Source organism: Youxingia wuxianensis (assembly GCF_014385085.1).
Classification (GTDB): Bacteria; Bacillota; Clostridia; order Oscillospirales; family Ruminococcaceae; genus Youxingia; species Youxingia wuxianensis.
This window is the reverse complement of record NZ_JACRTD010000006.1, coordinates 110695-127766: the sequence shown is the minus strand read 5'-3', so window position 1 is coordinate 127766 and position 17072 is coordinate 110695. Positions and strand designations below refer to the sequence as shown.

Below are 17072 nucleotides of genomic sequence, written 5' to 3'. Positions count from 1 at the left end.
AATCAATTTGAAATTTTTGAAAAATCAAATTGATTGGAGGACTGCGGCAGCCTACGCTGCCACGCAAAAAGCGCAGATATAACAAAACGCACCTGCAAAGCGGCATGCGCCGCAAAACAAGTACGTCTAATTCATCATTATAATGGTCTGCCAGTTCAGTGCAGGAGTTATAATACCCCCGCGCAGAAGCTATGCTTTTTTTGATGATTCATCTGATAAACTGTCTGTTATCCGGGTAAATCAAATGGATGGTTTCTGACGGGCAAAACTGCCGAATGCCAGATCCAACGCGTAAAAAAAACCGCTTGTAGGCGGTCATCGTTTAATCACGGCTGTGACGATTCGTTCAAGGCCGTGCTTTTCTATGTACCGAAGCACATCGGATAAGTCTCCAAACGAGAGTGCTTCGTTAAAATATTCCGTGTAGTCCTGCGGTGTTTTCAAAAGCGGATATCTGTCGCCGGCATTAACGGCTATGTAGTGTTTTTCGTTTTCCATTTTCATCCCTCCGAAATCGCACAAGGTTTATTATATCGGCAACAGGGTATTTTTTCAAGAGTCTTTTTCCGCCAAGGGGCAGCTGCGCCTATACGCTGGCAGGTGCCACCTGTCATGTTGGAAGGAGAAAGTGAACTTACCCAGCTGAAGAATAACTACAGCAGAAAGGAAAGACAAATACCTCTACCAAGGCAGAGTATAAGATGAAATCGGCTCGGCTTGCGTAGGTCAAAGCCCCCCTTTTTCTCTGCTGTGGGGCAAAAAGTATGGCTTTTATGCAAAGCCTCGTAAGAAGCAGTTGAGAAACAGACGGATTTATACTATAATCTAATTTGAAGCGGCATCGCTGTGCTTGCCGTGATACTGGCATATTGCTTCCGAATTATAGGCAGGGGCAGCTTCTACCCGATGCTGTTTTCCTATCTGCGCAGCTTTATCTATATCGGCCTGTTCGCCGCCTGGGGGCTTTCTGTCCGCCAGCGGATCGTGCAAAAGCAGGTATGCAGATTTATGACGGTCACTGCGGTGCTTCTTATCATCTGGATGGTAGTCCGTTCGGCGAAGTATTTTATATTCTGGCAGCCGGACGCCGTCCGTTACCTGTGGTATCTGTTCTATCTGCCCATGCTGTTTGTGCCTATGCTGGCGCTGCTGATTGCCATGTCGCTGGGGAAGCCGGACGAATACAAATTCCCCAAGGGAATGTCGATTCTGTGGATTATCTCCGGCGTATTGCCTCTGCTCGTGCTCACAAATGACCTGCACCAATTCGTATTTACCTTTCCGAAGGACGCCGCCGTGTGGACGGACAAAAACAACGGCTACTCGGTAGGCTACTTCATTAGTGTAGGCTGGCAGGTACTGTGTGCCCTTGCCGCACTCATTATTATGTTTTTCAAATGCCGCGAAAAAGGAAGGCTCCACTTTCTGCCCATTGTTCCTATGCTGCTGGCGATTGTTTACAGCGCACTTTACTATGCGGGCGTGGATTGGCTGCTCCACTTGTTCGGCGATATTGCCGCATTCCAAAGTGTGATGTATATTCTGACCTTTGAGTTTTGCATTGCCTGCGGATATATACATTCAAACAGCCGTTATGTGGACTTGTTTGCCTCCTCTGTCGGCACATCGGCAGAGATCACCGACAAGGACTTTACCGTTCGGTATGCAGCTGTAAACACTGCGCCTATCTCAAAGGAAACGATGAAAAAAGCCGAGCAAAGTCCGGTCACGATGGGCAGCTTGACCGTTCACACCATGCCCATTGACGGCGGCTATGCCGTATGGACAGAGGATGTGTCGGCTCTGCGTGACATCAAGGAGGACTCTGAGCTCCTTGCAGACGAGCTTGCCGACAGGAACAAAATACTCCGTTATGAATACAAGCGTGAAGCCAAGCGCCGCAAGGTGGAGGAGCAAAACCGCCTGTATGATCTCCTGCGTTCCGTTACGCAGACGCAGATCGACCGCATTGCGGAGCTCACTAAGGAATACCGCCGAATCTCAAGCACCGATCCCGACAGCGCCAAAACGCTCCTTGCCGAGATTGCCGTGCTGTGCAGCTACATTAAGCGCCGCAAGCATCTGACGCTCCTTACCGACCGAGATATTAAAATAGCGGCAACGGAACTTCACCGTGCCTTCAATGAGTCGCTCCAAACGCTGAAGCTGTTGGGTGTCCGCAGCTCACTCTATGTGGACGAGTCTCTTTCCATGCTCTCCGGCAAAACGGCGACCGCTGTATTTGATTTTTATGAATCGGTTATTGAAGCCGATATTTTGAATTTAACAGGCATACAGGTAAGCCTCATAAAGGCAAACGGCTTACGCTTGTCCCTGAATGTGTGCTGCAAGGCCGACCTTTCCGCTTTAGTAAGCGGAGACGGTATCCGCTATGAAAAAGAGGATGACGAGGAATACCAGCACCTTATATTTGAAGCGAAAGAAGGTGACAGGAAATGAGTGCATTTTCTTCCCTTTCTGAATTCTGGCAGACCATGCTGCCGTTTATCATGCTTGTGGAGATCGTCCTTGAAATCGGGCTGTTTATGTATCAGCTTCTCCGCAGCAATAAGCCGGTGCGCAGCCTGCTGAGCCTGGCGGTGATGGCGGTGATGATCCCGCTGCTGTTCTCCGTTTCCCAGGCAGATCCCGATAATATCGGGGACGCATTTCTGCTCGGCGCACCGTGGCTCATATTTGCCTCTGCCATTTTTCTTGCGGCAGTTCACTTTGCCATTGCTCTGCCGCGGGAATACCGCCGCAAAAAGAACGAGCTCTCGCCGTTCTCCATTAAGGAAGCAACGGATAAGCTGCCTATGGGCATCTGCTTTGCCGACCCGAACGGCAGGATCATCCTATGCAACAACCGTATGCGCCGGCTGTCCTTTGCCCTTTGCGGCCACGAGCTGCAAATCAAAAGGGATATGGAAAATGCCTTGAGTTTGCCGGACAGATCCGTAACCGTCAAGGATGATTGCTATATCCTGCCCGACAAGACCGTCTGGCAGTTCCGTACACAAAATATCACCGTGGACGGCGATGACCGCTGGCAGCAGATAACGGCGCACAATGTGACCGAGCTGTATAACGGCTACCAAAAGCAAGAGGAAATAAATGAAGAACTGGCGGAAGTCAACCGAGAGCTCAGGAAGATGTACGCCCGCATGGAGGACGATGTCAAGGAAAAGGAAAGCCTTGACCTAAAGGTCTATATTCACGATACCATCGGACGAAGCCTCCTGACTATCCGAGACATCATAGACAGCGGCGAGGATACCGAGCGAAAGCTTGAGGCGCTGCAAAATGCCATCGGTATGCTGGCAAGCAACCGTGTCACCTCTGTCAGCACAATGGACGAGGTAAAAAGAACCGCACGGCAGCTCGGCGTGACTGTAAAAATCGACGGCTACCTGCCCCGTGATACCGCAGCCGAGGAGCTGACTGTTGCCGCCGCCAAGGAGTGCGTGACCAACTGCATCAAGCACGCAGACGGAAATGAGGTGTATATCCGCATTGCCCAGCGGGGCGAACACTATGATGTTACCATAACCAACAACGGCAAAGTACCCACAAAGCCGATAAAGGAAGGCAGTGGCCTGTCAACGCTTCGCCGCAGTATTGAAAGCTCCGGCGGCGAAATGCATATTTCGCACAATCCACGATTTGCTCTTCTGATTACGATTCCCGCAAAGGAGATCAGCCTATGATAAACACCATACTTGTAGAGGATGATTTATACATCCAAAAGCACTTTGTCGATCGTCTTGCGGCAGACGGTGAGTTTTATCTTGTCGGCGTTTTCCGTGACGCCTTTGAAGCGGAAAAGCATTGCGACGCCACCGTAAAGCTCGTCCTTATGGATGTGCAGACGCAGCACAAGCATTCCGGTCTTGCCGCCGCAGAGCGCATCAAAAAGGCTTTTCCGCAAATCAAAATCGTTGTGGCTACCTCGCTTGTTGATCCGCAGGTGTTGGAACGAGCCAAAATGGGTGCCGCCGACAGCCTGTGGTATAAGGACCACGGCACGGAGGAACTGATGAGCGTGGTAAAGCGTACCCTGGCAGGGGAAAAGGTATTCCCCGACATCGCTCCGGCCATTGAAATGGAGGGAACGATGTCCGATGCCTTCTCGCCCCGGCAGTTAGACATCCTGCGCCTGTATATAAAGGGCTTCACCTATCAGGAAATCGCTGACAAGCTGGGTATCTCCAAAAACGGCGTTCGCTGGAACCTGGATGATATGGTGGAAAAGGGCGGCTTTGAAAGCAGAGAATCGCTGGTTGCAACCGCCATTGAAAACAAGCTCATGGTAACCACCTTAAAAGACGAATAAGAGAATTTGAACCCCTTGGCTGTACGGTCAAGGGGTTTTTTGCGCCTAAAAGGCAAAAAAATTTTGAAAAAATCGAATTTTTCCTTCTGTTACTGGCACAAGTGCCAGTGACAAGCACCAAAAAATCCGTACAATAGATACTGTAAAATTAGGGTTGTGCTTTCAGAAGGTGGTGATGAATGATGAAAAAATCGTTCTGGATATTCAGAGCGATATCCATGCGCACACCATGGAGCGAATGCTGATGCAAAAATTGGATGATTGCCAGGTTGTGATCTCCGAGTCGCCGGACGCAACCGCCGAGTGGTGCAAAACGCATCGACCGGATGTGCTTTTAATGGAGGTCAAGGCGTATTCGCCATGGATGTTCAATGAACGAATGGCAATCCGTAACAAGGTAAAAAGGAACACTGAAAACTGCCGGGTCATTCTCTTTGTGGATGACGACACAGACGGTGAGTTGACCGAAAAGGTACGGCAGGCAAAGCGCGAGGGTCTGATAGACGCTTTTCTCTTCGGCTCGGTGTCCGAAAACTACTTTGCTTCGGTAATCGACAGCGTTTAAATCAGACAACGAATTTCCAATCAAAAGGAGGAAGAAAAACGATGAGAAAACAGATACTGAGCATCCTGCTCTGCCTCGTCATGGTGGTGGGCCTGTTCCCCACAATGGCCTTTGCAGCAGATGGCAGCGGTGCAACGACAGGCAGCGGCACAAAGAGTGACCCCTACTGCGTTTCGACCTATGATGAGATGAAGCGCCTTCTGCAAACGCGGGCAAGTTATTATATTAAAGTAGTCGGGATGGATAACGATGTGACTGTCGAAGGCGTTCCGGCTCGTTTGTTGAAAGTCGGGAGAGACTTTGAATCTGCCAAGCCTGCGATAGACATTCCGTACGGCGCAAACCACCATTTGGAAATTGCTACAGATATTTGGTTTATACCTCGTGTCGAGAGTGAAGATGATTATATATTTAGCAACCTAATTGATGTGGAGAGCAAATCGTCCCTTGAAATTACCGGAACCGGTTCTATCCGGGTGGACTTCGATACGCCTTTGACGGTTAATTCGATCATCTACAACTGGGGCGGTGAGCTGACCATTGATGGCAGCGTTACGCTGAATGGCATTCAGTGTATTTATTCTAATATTTCGACAAGACCGATTGGGATCAGTGGCGGCGTCACCAATATTAAAGGCGGCTACATTTATGGCTACAATGACATGAGTGATGAAGTCACTTCTGCAATTTATTTTAGCAACAACTTAGCTACAGGCACAGCGCTGAATATTTCAGGAGGTACAATTAAGCAGGTCAATAATATCACCAATCATCAGGGAAATGAAAACTCCTGTGCGCTTTATGTAGACGATGATAATGTTGCCAATGCGATCCACCTGACCGGAGGAACCTTTGAGGGTGGTATGAAGATGGCAAATGGCAAGCCGCTTTCCAATCTGTTGGCCGCGGGATACCAGTTTTATGATATGAGCGCAAACACCGTTCTTGACGGTTCTGTTAGTAAGACACAGAAAAAGCTCATAGTTACACCTACCGGCGTTGACAACCCTACGGTTATCGATAATGCCAGCCTGACCGTCAAATCTCTGAATGAGCGCAAAACCCTTTCAGATTTGGCGTGCAGTTACAGTCCAAATAACAAGATGGTCTTAGATAATTTCTTCGTTTATAAGGGCCTGAACAATACATCAGATACGATTAAAGACAAAGACACACTGTATAACTCAAATCAAAGTTATACGGTAATGTATGTCTTTAAGGCAAACGAAGGTTTTGTTTTTTCGTCTGATATAGAGAATAATGTGACGGTCACTGGCGGTGACTTCTGGATGGCAGACACCTTTGGCGGCTCGACAAACACGCTTCGTGTTTTTGTGAACTTCCCGGGAGACACAGCCATCGACAGCGTGGCACTGAACGTCCCTGAATTGAAGGTTGGGGATACATCAGGTGACTTCACGCTCTCCGGCACCAACACCGGTGTCAGCGCTGTCACTACGGAATGGAGAGACATTCCTGCGACCGGGGCAGTAGAAAGCACCTCCTATCGCGCATTGGTAACGTTGAAGGCAGAAGACGGCTATGTTTTTGATACCAATACCAACGTGACGCTGATTGGCGATTACTGGGGCAGTTCTACCGGCATCACCAGCGACGGCAAAACGATGACTGTCCTTGTGAGTGTGCGCATTCTACATAAACACACTTTCAGCGGCGAATGGCAAATTGCCAGCACCGGCAACGTCCATTTCCGGGAGTACAGCTGCGGCGCACAGGAAAAAGAGCCGCATACATGGAAATACAATGATGCTACTGGTAAGTACAAGTGCACCAAGTGCAATTATGAGATTGACGGCGGAAAAGATAGCATCACCTCTGTGTTGGCTTATCTGCGCAGCCCGATTGCCGGTGAACATCCCGGCGACTACACAGCGGCAGAATGGGTAGAGATTGGCGGCGCAAATTACAAGGTGGAGCACATTGTTTGGAAGAACATGGACGACACCGATGTAACTACGTTTGAAAGCGGCGAAATCTACAAAGGCACTGTGACCTTTAAGGCAGATACAGGGTTTGCGTTTGATGGGGATAGAATCTATAGCGATAAAATTTTTGCCTCAAGTAATGCTGAAGTTGTAGGCGATTATACGCTTGCTGACGGAGGCACAACCCTGACTGCTACCTTCAAGCTGAAGGATAATACTGTTGTCAGACCCGGTTTGCAGGTTAAGGTTAAACTGCCTACGCTGAATGACAAGATCGGTAAGAGCCTTCCGGTAGCCGAACTTGTAGGCACCACCCTTCCGGAAAACGTTACGTTTACGTACAATGTATACGAAAACGACATTTCAACGGAAGTAACTGATCCTGATTACAAGGTAAAGCCGAATCAGAAGTATTTCTATTTGGTATGGCTGAAGCTTGGTGAAAGCACTGACATTACAGAGATTACAAAGAAGTATAATGTTTCCTACACGGTTACAGACGGTGGAGACGCTGAGACTTGTACTGATTTTCTCGGACATGGTGTCCTCGCGATGTATCAGACACCCGATGCAGCCGCTACCAGCAAGATCAGCAGTGTTGCGCTGACGGTTACCGCCCCGAAATACGGCGAAGCTCCCGCAACTTCGGCCACCGGAGCTAACAACACCCTGTACACCGTTGGCAAACCGGAATGGTCTCCTGCGGTGACGGACGGCAAGTTTGGCGCAGGTGCCTACACCGTTTCCATCCCTGTGACGGCAGCGGAGGGCTATAGCTTCGATGCAAACTGCCTCTACACCGTCAACGGCTATGTGGCAACTTATGCGGATGGTAAGGTCAGCTACACCTTCCCGGCGTTGACAGCCCCCCATGAGCATAGCTACGGTACGGATTGGAAGTATGACGACACCAATCACTGGCACGAGTGCGAGTGCGGCGACAAGGCCGATATTGCGGCTCACAGCGCCAGCGAGTGGATCATTGACACGGCAGCTACCGAAACCGCCGACGGCACTAAGCATAAGGAATGCACCGTCTGCAAGAAGGTGCTTGAAACCGCAACGATCCCCGCAACACATACCCACAGCTAGCCTCGCCTTTGGCCGCCTTCACAGCAGCCTCCACGCCTTGATAACCGATTTTGAACAGATACTGGGCGATATCCGCATCCACTTTGCCTTCTTTCATCTGTTTGAGGGCGTCAGGGGCGGCGTCAAATCCCAACAGGGCAACTTCGTCCAGGATACCGGCCTGTTCCAACACCGGGATAACGGCAATAGTACCTGCGTCCCAGGCACAGAAAACGCCGTCAATATCCGGATTAGCTCTTAAAGCATCCTCCATTCCCGACATAGCCTTGTCCGCCTGCCACTCGGAGTTTACTTCCGCAACAATTTTAATATCAGGGAAATTTTCCGCCATATAGTTATAAAATCCGTCTCTTCTTTCAGAACCTACGCTCTGGGCCAAAACGCCGTTGATCATGACCACGTTGCCTTTGCCGTCCAGGGCTTTCGCCATCCATTCCGCGCCCAAGGCGGCGGCAGCCAGGTTGTCGGTGGTTACATAGGAAGCGATTTCACCGCCGTTAATGGCGGTATCAATAGCGATTACGGGGATTCCCGCAGCATTGGCTTTCTGTACGCCGGAAACTACGGCGGAGGAATCGGCGGCCGCAATTACCAAAGCGTCCACATTTCTGTTCACCAGATCTTCAATAACCGCCAACTGACCCGCAACATCCTGATCCTTCGGGGGCCCTAGCATAATCAATTCGACCCCAAGGTCCTTGGCGGCCTGTTCACAGCCGTTATTTGTAATCATAAAACTAGTGTTGGTGGCGGATTTTGCAGCATAGCCTATAACAAGTTTTTCGGTATCCGGATCCTCTGACGGTTCCGGGGATTCATCGGCCGGCGCAGCCGTGCTGTTGTCTTCAGCAGGGTCGGAGGACTGGCCACAGCCTGCGATCAAAGTGACCAGCAGGGTGAGTGTCAACAGTCCCGCAATGATTTTTTTAGTTTTTTATACCGACAGCAATCGGAATTTTGATAATATACAAAAGCAGCTGACCGGGTATTTAAAAAGCAGGCCTTACCCTGACTGTCTTTTGGCAACCAATGGAGTGGTTACTCTGGCCGCTTTAGCGGCATTTTCCGATCTGGGGATCAAATGCCCCCAGGACGTAGGGCTGATGGGATTTTGCGACTATAGTTGGACGTGGCTGTTTCAGCCCCATTTAAGCATGGTGGACCTCCCCATCTATGATATGGGGACCCGGGCAATGAAAATATTAATTGATAAGATTGAAAATTCCCAAGAAACGGTTGGAAAACAACATATTGAACTTCCGGCCAAACTGGTAATTCGGGATTCCTGCGGCGCTTATAAAGGCCCTGCGCGCAATGCTTATCCCCACTTATAACAAATAGCTGCAAAACATTGTTTTGCAGCTATTTGTTATAGTTTCTTAAGATTTTCTTTAGACAAATGTAAGGGGATGGCGGTATAATAAGTTTATCTTAAATGCAGAGAAGAGGAAGGGGACCGGTATGACGATTAAAAAAAGACTGGTGGTATCCAATCTTCTGATGCTGATTGTACCAGCCATACTGGTGGTATTGATTTCCGTAGGGGTACTAGCGGTGTTCGCCCAATTTTATTGGGAGTCTATTAAAAGCGCAGTACACAGCCAGGAGAATATCGCCATCGTTAAAAATACGGTAGATCTTTACCGGCATGAACATCAGACGCCCAGATCTAAAAGCTCCGCCAGAGAATGGAAGGAGCTGGAAAAACTGTTAAGTGAAGTGGGATACCGGCTGCATGTGATACAGGATGGAAAGCCGGTGAGTTCCAATCTGACGCCGGAAGATGAAAAGGCGATGTCAGGGATTACAGACAAGCTGCTGGAAGCGGACGGCTCCGCTGTATTTATGACGGATACCAGCGCCCTGGTAAGGATAAGCTTTACCCAGCAGGGGAAAACCACCGTACTGACTGCGGTAAACACCCTGTCCGGGGAGGACAGCATGGATATCGGTCAGAAGATTGAGATTTTTCTGCGCAATTATCTATGGATAATTTTAGCGCTGACCCTCCTTGTTATTGCTATGACCAATGGGGTTTTGTCCTCCCGGGTGACTAAAAGCCTGTTGGAACCGCTGGCTTTGTTGGGAAGCGGGGCCAGGGAGATTGGCGACGGAAATTTGGAATTTGAAATCCAGTATAAAGGCAAAGATGAATTTAAACCGGTATGCGATGATTTTGACAGGATGCGTCTGCGGCTGAAAGAATCCATACAGGACCAGATGAAATATGAAGAGGCCCGCCGGGAATTTCTTGCCGGCATATCCCACGATCTGCGCACCCCTCTGACCGCTATAAAGGGGTATGTAGAGGGCCTGCGGGACGGGGTGGCCAACACTCCGGAAAGACAGAAAAAATATCTGGATACCATCTATCAAAAAACCTGTGATATGGATGTGCTGGTGGATCGGTTATTTTTGCTTTCCAAATTGGATACAGGGCAGTTTCCCTTCCATTTTACAAAGGTGGAGCTGCGCAAATACTTGGAGTGGTTTTGTCTGGGGGTAAAGGAAGAATTTTTGAGAAAAGGCCTGCGTATCGAGCTGGATGTGCGCGCCCAGGAAAATGTATTTGTACAGCTGGACGGAGAACAAATGCGCTGGGTACTGCTTAATCTTTTGGAAAACAGCGCAAAATATACAAATAAGCAAACCGCAACAGTAAAGATTACGTTGTGGACAGATAAATTCGGCGCCGCCATTTCTTTGGCGGACGACGGGCCAGGAGTAGCCCAGGAAGCGGTTGACAGGCTGTTTGATATTTTTTATCGGTGTGATAAATCCCGTACCAATCCCAGCAGTGGGAGCGGACTGGGGCTGGCCATTGCCAAACGGATTGTCCAGGCTCACAAAGGAACGATTTGCGCCCGCAGCCAGGCCGGCTTGACCATTTTGATCTGGCTGCCGCTGGAAAAGGAGGGGGACAATGAAACGGATTCTGATTATCGAGGATGATCCAAGTATCGCAGAACTGCAAAGGGATTACCTGGAGATCAGCGGGTATGAAACTAAGATAGCATTCTCCGGGGACGAGGGCCTTAAGGAAGGGCTTTCCGGAAAGTTCGATTTAATTCTTTTAGATCTGATGCTGCCGGGAATAGACGGATTTGAGGTATGCCGAAATCTTCGCCGCCAGCTGGAAATTCCCATTCTCATGGTCACAGCAAAAAAGGAAGAGATTGATAAAATCCGGGGATTGGGGCTGGGAGCGGACGATTATATTGTAAAACCGTTCAGTCCAAGCGAACTGGTGGCAAGAGTAGGCGCTCATCTTGCCCGGTATGAAAGGCTGACAGCCCTGGGAGGAAAAACGGAACGGGACGCCGTAAGTATTGGCGACTTGAAAATTTTGCCCGCCTCCCGGCGGGTTTATGTGGGAAACAAAGAAGTTTTCCTTGCAAACAAAGAATTTGAGCTGCTTTTATTTTTGGCATCCAACCCGGACATTGTGTTTTCTAAAGATACTTTGTTGGATCGGATTTGGGGGGTAGACTGCTTGGGGGATACCTCTACAGTAACGGTACATATCAACCGGATCCGGGATAAAATAGAGGAAGACAGCAGTACGCCCCGCTATATTGAAACTGTATGGGGCGCGGGATATCGTTTTAAAATTTGAAGACAACTGGGACAGGTCCTCGTTTATATAAACGAGGACCTGATTTTTTTACCTGCTGTTTAGGATTTGTTTATCTATATTTTAGAGGAACTTTACCTGTCCCTGCTATACTTGGGGCAGATGAGAAAAGGAGCGGAAAATTATGAGCGATTGTATGAAGAAATATACCATTAATATGAAGTCTCATGCAGATATGGTAGAAGGGCATGGGGTGCTTTCCGCCTACAAAGAGCAGGTGCGCTTGGTGAAAGAAGGTCTGTCCAAACAGTTTACTGTAACGGAAAATCACAAAGGCGGAGGGGACATTACCCATTATCATACGGTGAATTTTGGATATTTTCTTACGCTCCCTTTGGCGAAAATGAGGGGGAAAACCGTAGGGTATGTTCATTTTTTGCCGGAAACCATTGAGGACAGCCTAAAACTGTCCCCTATTGCCAAAAAGGTGTTCTACCAGTATCTAATCACATTTTATAAAAGTATGGATCGGCTGGTGACGGTAAATCCGATTTTTATTGATAAACTGGCCGCTTACGGGATTCCAAAAGAAAAAATTTCGTATATTCCCAACTACGTCTCAGAAAAGGAGTTTTATCCTCTGTCCCAGCAGCGCAAAAAGGAACTCCGCCAGGAATGGGGACTTTGTCCGGACAAATTTACCGTCATCTGTACCGGTCAGCTCCAAACCCGAAAAGGAGTGCTGGATTTCGCACAGATAGCCAACCGGCTGCCGGAGATGCAGTTTTTGTGGGCCGGCGGATTTTCCTTCGGAAAAATGACCGATGGATATGAGGAAATTTCTCGGCTGCTGAAAAGCCCTCCGCCGAATCTGGTATTTCCAGGGATGGTTCCCAGGGAGAAGATGAATGAAATTTATAATATAGGAGACGTTATGTTTCTGCCGTCCTATGGGGAGCTGTTTCCAATGACGATTTTGGAGGCCATGAGCTGCAACACTCCGATTTTGCTCCGGGACATTGATGTGTATCCGAAAATTTTGATGGATTTTTATTTGAAAGCCAGCGACAACCAGGGATTTGAGAACTGCCTGCGCCGGATGAAAGACGATCCGGACTATTACAAAGCGGCAAAAGAAGCTGCCCACCGGGGGCATATGTTCTATAACGCATCTCATGTGCTTTCCATGTGGGAGGAGTTTTACACCTGCCTTATTCAGGAGACAAGGCATTCTGAAAAATCGCTTCCAGCCCACTGCAAAGCTGTTCGGGAAAAGGGGATATCCGCATGAAAATAGGAAAGTGGAACGTACTTTTTATCGCCGCGGTTTTTGTAGGGCTTATCGTGTATACTGCAAAGACCGATGGACTGGGAAATCTCCTGCAGGCGGCTTTGTCCGCAAACCCGGTATGGCTGGCGGCGGCGGTAGGGCTGATGGTGGTCTACTGGCTGCTGGAAGGACTTAGTCTGCATGTGGCGGTAAAAAGGTTTTATCCCCGGCAGAGGTACAGCACTTCTTTTAAAACTTCCATGATCGGGCAGTTTTTTAACTGTGTTACCCCCTTTGCAAGCGGCGGTCAGCCTATGCAGGCATATCATATGGTAAAGACGGGGGTTCCGCTGGGAATTTCCAGCTGTGCGCTGATTGTAAAGTTTATTGTTTATCAGTTTATATTGACGATTTATTCTTTGGTAACGCTGATATTCCATTTTTCTATGTTTTCCAAAAGCGTATCCGGGCTGGGCTATTTAGTCCTGGCAGGCTTTGGGGTAAATCTACTGGTGATCGCCGGGCTGATGTGCATATGCTTTTTTGGTGCCGGCGCCCGAAAAGTTGTAAACGCAGGGATCCATCTTCTGGCAAAAATGCGACTGGTGAAGGAGAAACAAGTCCTCCAAAACAAGGCGAAAAAGGAGATGGACGGATTTTACGAAGCTTTCTTAGCCATGCAGGGAAACGCTTGGCTAATACTAAAAATGGGACTATTATCTATAGTACAGTTAACTGCTTTTTTCTTGATACCTTATGCGCTGTATCGGTCGTTCGGTCTATCGGATGCTTCGATATTTTCGATTATCTCCGCCCAGGCGTTTGTACTGAACCTGACTTCGTTTGTACCGCTGCCAGGCGCCGCGGGTGGAGCGGAACTTGGATTTCACGCCATGTTCGCTATGTTTTTCCCCCAGCAGCTGCTCAGTATTTCCCTTGCGCTGTGGAGACTGATTACTTTTTATTTTCCTATTTGCGCAGGGATGTTTTTCACAGCGTTGTTTATTAAGGAAAAGCCCCGGCTTTCAAAGCTTGAAAAAGAATATGAATTGGCGTCCGGCCTGGAAAAATGCGGCTGAGACAAACTGTACAAACGCGCCCCGGATCTTTTCGATCCGGGGCGCGTTTGTATTCGGCACAGAATAAGGCCGAGAGAAGTTTTGATGGAAATTAACAAAAAATTTGGTAAATATCACTGGTTGTCCCCAAAGAAACCAGGTTGGTTTTCGTCGAATATGCAGAAAATTATGGGAATATTTAAGGAAAATATTTCTAAATGTCAAACTATTTGCACAAGTGAAATTTGACAAAATTGTGCAATTTGAATATAATTGCAGGTACTCTGATAAACTAAACATGTGATATGTAATTTGTGGAAAATTTATGTCCATACTATTGGAGAATAAATTACATGTTCATGCCTGAAACGTTCTTTATGTGGAGAGAACTCTTCAGGAGGAAAAAGTAAAAGGGAGTATGATATGGATAACTTATTACAGAAAGCCCGCGCTTTGGCAAAATTTTTAAAAAGCAGGGTTTTCGCGGTAGGTATGCTGTCCGTAGTTCTTGCATTTGTTGTATTTAAAATCACTTCGATGACCAATGCAATTTATGTTACCGATGGTGAAACCAGTTCAATAAATTTTACAATGGAGCAAAATAGTCAGAATATAATCAATAAGTTCGGAATAGGGACCCTTTCCGCCGAACAGATAAACTTTTCAGGAATTAGCGGACATTACGGTGAAGTGGATATCAGTAATTTAGTGGAGGTCACTGTCACCGTGGATGAAACTACCGCCGCCTATCAAGTGGAAAACGGCACTACTGTGGGAGAACTCCTTTATGAGAAAGGAGTTTTTTATGACGGCAACGACCTTCTTACCCCGAAATCGGAAAAACCTTTGGAGCAGGGGGATGAAATCGTTCTGCAGCGGGTAGAATACGAACGGTATGAGCAGGAACAGGTGATCCCCTATGAAACCGTGCACAAAAACAGTTCACTTATCAGAGTGGGAGCAACACGGGTCTTACAGGAAGGGGACGACGGAACAAAGGTGCTTACCTATGTGCGCCGCACAGTAGACGGTGTACAGGAAGAAACGCAGCTCTTAGGAGAAAAAATAACCAAACACCCCACAAAAGAGATTATTCTTATCGGGTCAGTAGCCCCAGTATCCGGTTTGGATTTCGATTTGGATGTGGATGAGAACGGAAAGCCGCTGCAATATAAAAGCCTGCTGACCAACCAGGTAGCCACCGGTTACAGCGCTCGAAGCGGGGCGAAAACCGCAAGCGGCAGGTTTGCTATCACCGGGCATGTAGCAGTAGATCCCAGAGAAATACCCTATGGGTCCAAACTGTATATCGTATCTTCGGATAACAAATTCGTTTATGGATGCGCTATTGCGGCGGATACAGGAACAGGCCTTTTAGCGGATATTGTAGATGTGGATTTATTTTATGATACCTATGAGGAAAGCCGGTTAAACGGCAGAAAAATTGTAGATATTTATATTTTGGAATAACCGTTTTTAACGCCTTAAACGCCCGCTGGCAGCAAGATCTGCCGGCGGGCACAGTTTTTGAAAAATCCTTGACTAACCTGGGAAGATGTGCTAATATAGTAAGGCTGATTAAAATATGCGCCGTTAGCTCAGCTGGATAGAGTGACTGGCTACGAACCAGTAGGTCGGGGGTTCGAGTCCCTCACGGCGCGCCAAATCGGGGCAAGCGATGGATCGCTTGCCCCGATTTTTTCTTCAAAAGCGGAGTGCGCATACGCCGCTCCTTTTTTCCTGAAAAGATCACGCCGCGCTTGGCGCTCCATCTATCGGAGCAGTTTAATAGTATTCCCCTTTCAGCCGCTGTCTAGCTGAAAGGGGAATAGATTTTAATGATTTGGATGGTTTTTCACATATAAAATCGCTTTTACCAGTGCCGAGGACACGTCCTTTGTGGAACAGTCCTGAAGCAGGCTGGATAGTTCATCCGGCTGTACAACTACATAACGGGGAGGCAGGGAATTAAGAGCTAACGCAGCCACGTCTCTTCTGCATTTATCGCAGCGGCAGCAATTAAATTTGAAAAACACCTCGTCCAGACGGTCTGCGACGAGCTGTTCCATAAGATTTGTCAGAACAAACTCCTCGGCCGGACGTAATTTTACAGCAGGGGAGGTTATCTGGCTGATTCTGTCCTGAAGAATGGAAAGACTGTCGTGTGCAGGCGTCTCGTCCGTCCCCCCTGTAGTGCTGTCGTCGGACGGCGGCTGAATGTTCTCTGAGGCGATGGGAGCGCTCGGCATGATTAAGCTAAAAATATAGTCTTTGTCAAATTCCTTTTTGGAGGCTGCCATAGATTATAGCACCCCCCGCTTTATAAGCTCGTCCACCAGCGAGCGGTAATCTGCTACGACTTTATCCCTGGGCGCGTAAGCAAACACGTCCTTGCGGTGGATCTGAGAATTGGTCAGAGCGGAGTTCCCCCGCCGGATAGTCGTATTCAGCAGAGGAATACCCAAACAGTTTGCGACATCCTGCGAAGTTTCATAGATCGCTTTACTGGACTTTTCTCTCTCAGCAAAGTGAGTAATCAAAATACCGGCCGCCTGAACCTCCGGATTGCTTTTTTTCCGAACTTCCTGCAATGTTCCATTGAGCTGTACCAGTCCCTGTAAGCTGTAGATATCGGGTTTCACCGGCATGAGCACATAGTCCGTTGCGGTAAAGGCGTTGATCGTCAAAATACCTAATGCAGGCGGAGAGTCGATTAAGATATTATCATATAGATTCAGAACAGGGCGCAGACAGTTGCGCAGCAAAAACTCCCTGCCCTTCCCGGTAAACTCCAGCTCAATACCGCTGAGCAGCATATTGGAAGGAATTACGTCGCAAAGAGGCGTGTGCTGAATAGTCTGCACCGTCAACAGCTCGCCTTTAAGGGCATGGTATATGGAATTTTGCATTTCCACACGATTATCCGCGCGCAGACTGAAAGAGAGATCGCCCTGGGGATCAAAATCTACGCAAAGAACACGCCGTTGGAGCCGTTTTAACGCCATCGCGATTACATTGGTGGTGGTTTTACCAACCCCGCCTTTTTGATTTGACACACAAAGAATTTTTGCCACCGGTGATCTCACCTCCTGCTTTACGGATTCATTTTATTATACAATTATTATTGTGTATTTACAAGAAAAATTTTCATATAATTGTGTGTTTCCCTGGCGGCACTTTAGTTTTTCGGAAGACGGACGAATATACAATTACATAAGATTACCAAATGAAAAT

Annotated in this window: 15 protein-coding genes and 1 tRNA gene; 12 read left to right on the top strand and 4 right to left on the bottom strand. The window is 48.1% G+C overall.

Annotated elements, in window-relative coordinates; translation table 11 throughout:
* Positions 1–315 precede the first annotated feature (315 nt).
* Entirely contained in the window at positions 316–498 is a 183-nt protein-coding gene (locus tag H8705_RS09455) for a hypothetical protein (protein WP_262395530.1), read from the bottom strand.
* 348 nt (positions 499–846) lie between these two features.
* Here H8705_RS09455 and H8705_RS09450 point away from each other — a divergent pair, with 348 nt between their 5' ends.
* The 5 genes from H8705_RS09450 (at position 847) to H8705_RS09430 (ending at position 7936) form a co-directional block, all read left to right on the top strand.
* Positions 847–2460, top strand: coding sequence for a hypothetical protein (locus H8705_RS09450; RefSeq protein WP_262395529.1), 1614 nt, complete (start codon positions 847–849; stop codon positions 2458–2460).
* Entirely contained in the window at positions 2457–3707 is a 1251-nt protein-coding gene (locus H8705_RS09445) for a PAS domain-containing sensor histidine kinase (RefSeq protein WP_262395528.1), read from the top strand. Before H8705_RS09450 ends, H8705_RS09445 begins: the two co-directional genes overlap by 4 nt.
* Complete coding sequence (locus tag H8705_RS09440; protein ID WP_262395527.1) at positions 3704–4333, top strand: response regulator transcription factor; 630 nt, start codon at positions 3704–3706, stop codon at positions 4331–4333. Before H8705_RS09445 ends, H8705_RS09440 begins: the two co-directional genes overlap by 4 nt.
* A gap of 175 nt (positions 4334–4508) precedes the next feature.
* Complete coding sequence (locus H8705_RS09435; RefSeq protein WP_262395526.1) at positions 4509–4898, top strand: hypothetical protein; 390 nt, start codon at positions 4509–4511, stop codon at positions 4896–4898.
* A gap of 41 nt (positions 4899–4939) precedes the next feature.
* Complete coding sequence (locus H8705_RS09430) at positions 4940–7936, top strand: hypothetical protein (RefSeq protein WP_262395525.1); 2997 nt, start codon at positions 4940–4942, stop codon at positions 7934–7936.
* Here the strand turns inward: H8705_RS09430 and H8705_RS09425 are convergent.
* Positions 7860–8843 carry a sugar ABC transporter substrate-binding protein gene (locus tag H8705_RS09425; protein WP_262395524.1) on the bottom strand — a complete coding sequence of 328 codons (984 nt, stop codon included), beginning with the start codon at positions 8841–8843 and terminating at the stop codon, positions 7860–7862. The genes H8705_RS09430 and H8705_RS09425 overlap by 77 nt on opposite strands.
* Positions 8844–8853: 10 nt before the next feature.
* Here H8705_RS09425 and H8705_RS09420 point away from each other — a divergent pair, with 10 nt between their 5' ends.
* The 7 genes from H8705_RS09420 to H8705_RS09390 all read left to right on the top strand — a co-directional run bounded on the left by H8705_RS09420 (position 8854) and on the right by H8705_RS09390 (position 15502).
* A complete protein-coding gene (locus H8705_RS09420; RefSeq protein ID WP_262395523.1) occupies positions 8854–9270 on the top strand; it encodes a substrate-binding domain-containing protein in 417 nt (138 codons plus the stop codon).
* A gap of 127 nt (positions 9271–9397) precedes the next feature.
* Positions 9398–10888 (top strand): sensor histidine kinase, encoded by a 1491-nt coding sequence (locus tag H8705_RS09415; RefSeq protein WP_262395522.1) that lies wholly within the window; start codon positions 9398–9400, stop codon positions 10886–10888.
* On the top strand, positions 10860–11552 hold the full coding sequence (locus tag H8705_RS09410; RefSeq protein ID WP_262395521.1) for a response regulator transcription factor: 693 nt from the start codon (positions 10860–10862) through the stop codon (positions 11550–11552). The genes H8705_RS09415 and H8705_RS09410 overlap by 29 nt, the downstream gene beginning before the upstream one ends.
* Positions 11553–11694: 142 nt before the next feature.
* Complete coding sequence (locus H8705_RS09405; RefSeq protein WP_262395520.1) at positions 11695–12801, top strand: glycosyltransferase family 4 protein; 1107 nt, start codon at positions 11695–11697, stop codon at positions 12799–12801.
* Positions 12798–13859: a lysylphosphatidylglycerol synthase transmembrane domain-containing protein gene (locus H8705_RS09400; RefSeq protein WP_262395519.1), complete on the top strand. Its 1062-nt coding sequence runs from the start codon at positions 12798–12800 to the stop codon at positions 13857–13859. Before H8705_RS09405 ends, H8705_RS09400 begins: the two co-directional genes overlap by 4 nt.
* Before the next feature lie 402 nt (positions 13860–14261).
* A complete protein-coding gene (locus H8705_RS09395) occupies positions 14262–15308 on the top strand; it encodes a G5 domain-containing protein (protein ID WP_262395518.1) in 1047 nt (348 codons plus the stop codon).
* A 117-nt stretch (positions 15309–15425) separates the two neighbouring features.
* A tRNA-Arg gene (locus H8705_RS09390) sits at positions 15426–15502 on the top strand.
* Positions 15503–15673: 171 nt separating this feature from the next.
* On the opposite strand, the gene H8705_RS09385 is transcribed toward H8705_RS09390, so the two are convergent.
* Together H8705_RS09385 and H8705_RS09380 are read right to left on the bottom strand one after the other, a co-directional pair.
* The gene (locus H8705_RS09385; RefSeq protein WP_262395517.1) at positions 15674–16138 is read right to left on the bottom strand and encodes a late competence development ComFB family protein; all 465 of its coding nucleotides are present in this window, start codon (positions 16136–16138) and stop codon (positions 15674–15676) included.
* A 3-nt stretch (positions 16139–16141) separates the two neighbouring features.
* Positions 16142–16912 (bottom strand): ParA family protein, encoded by a 771-nt coding sequence (locus H8705_RS09380; protein ID WP_262395516.1) that lies wholly within the window; start codon positions 16910–16912, stop codon positions 16142–16144.
* Positions 16913–17072 lie beyond the last annotated feature (160 nt).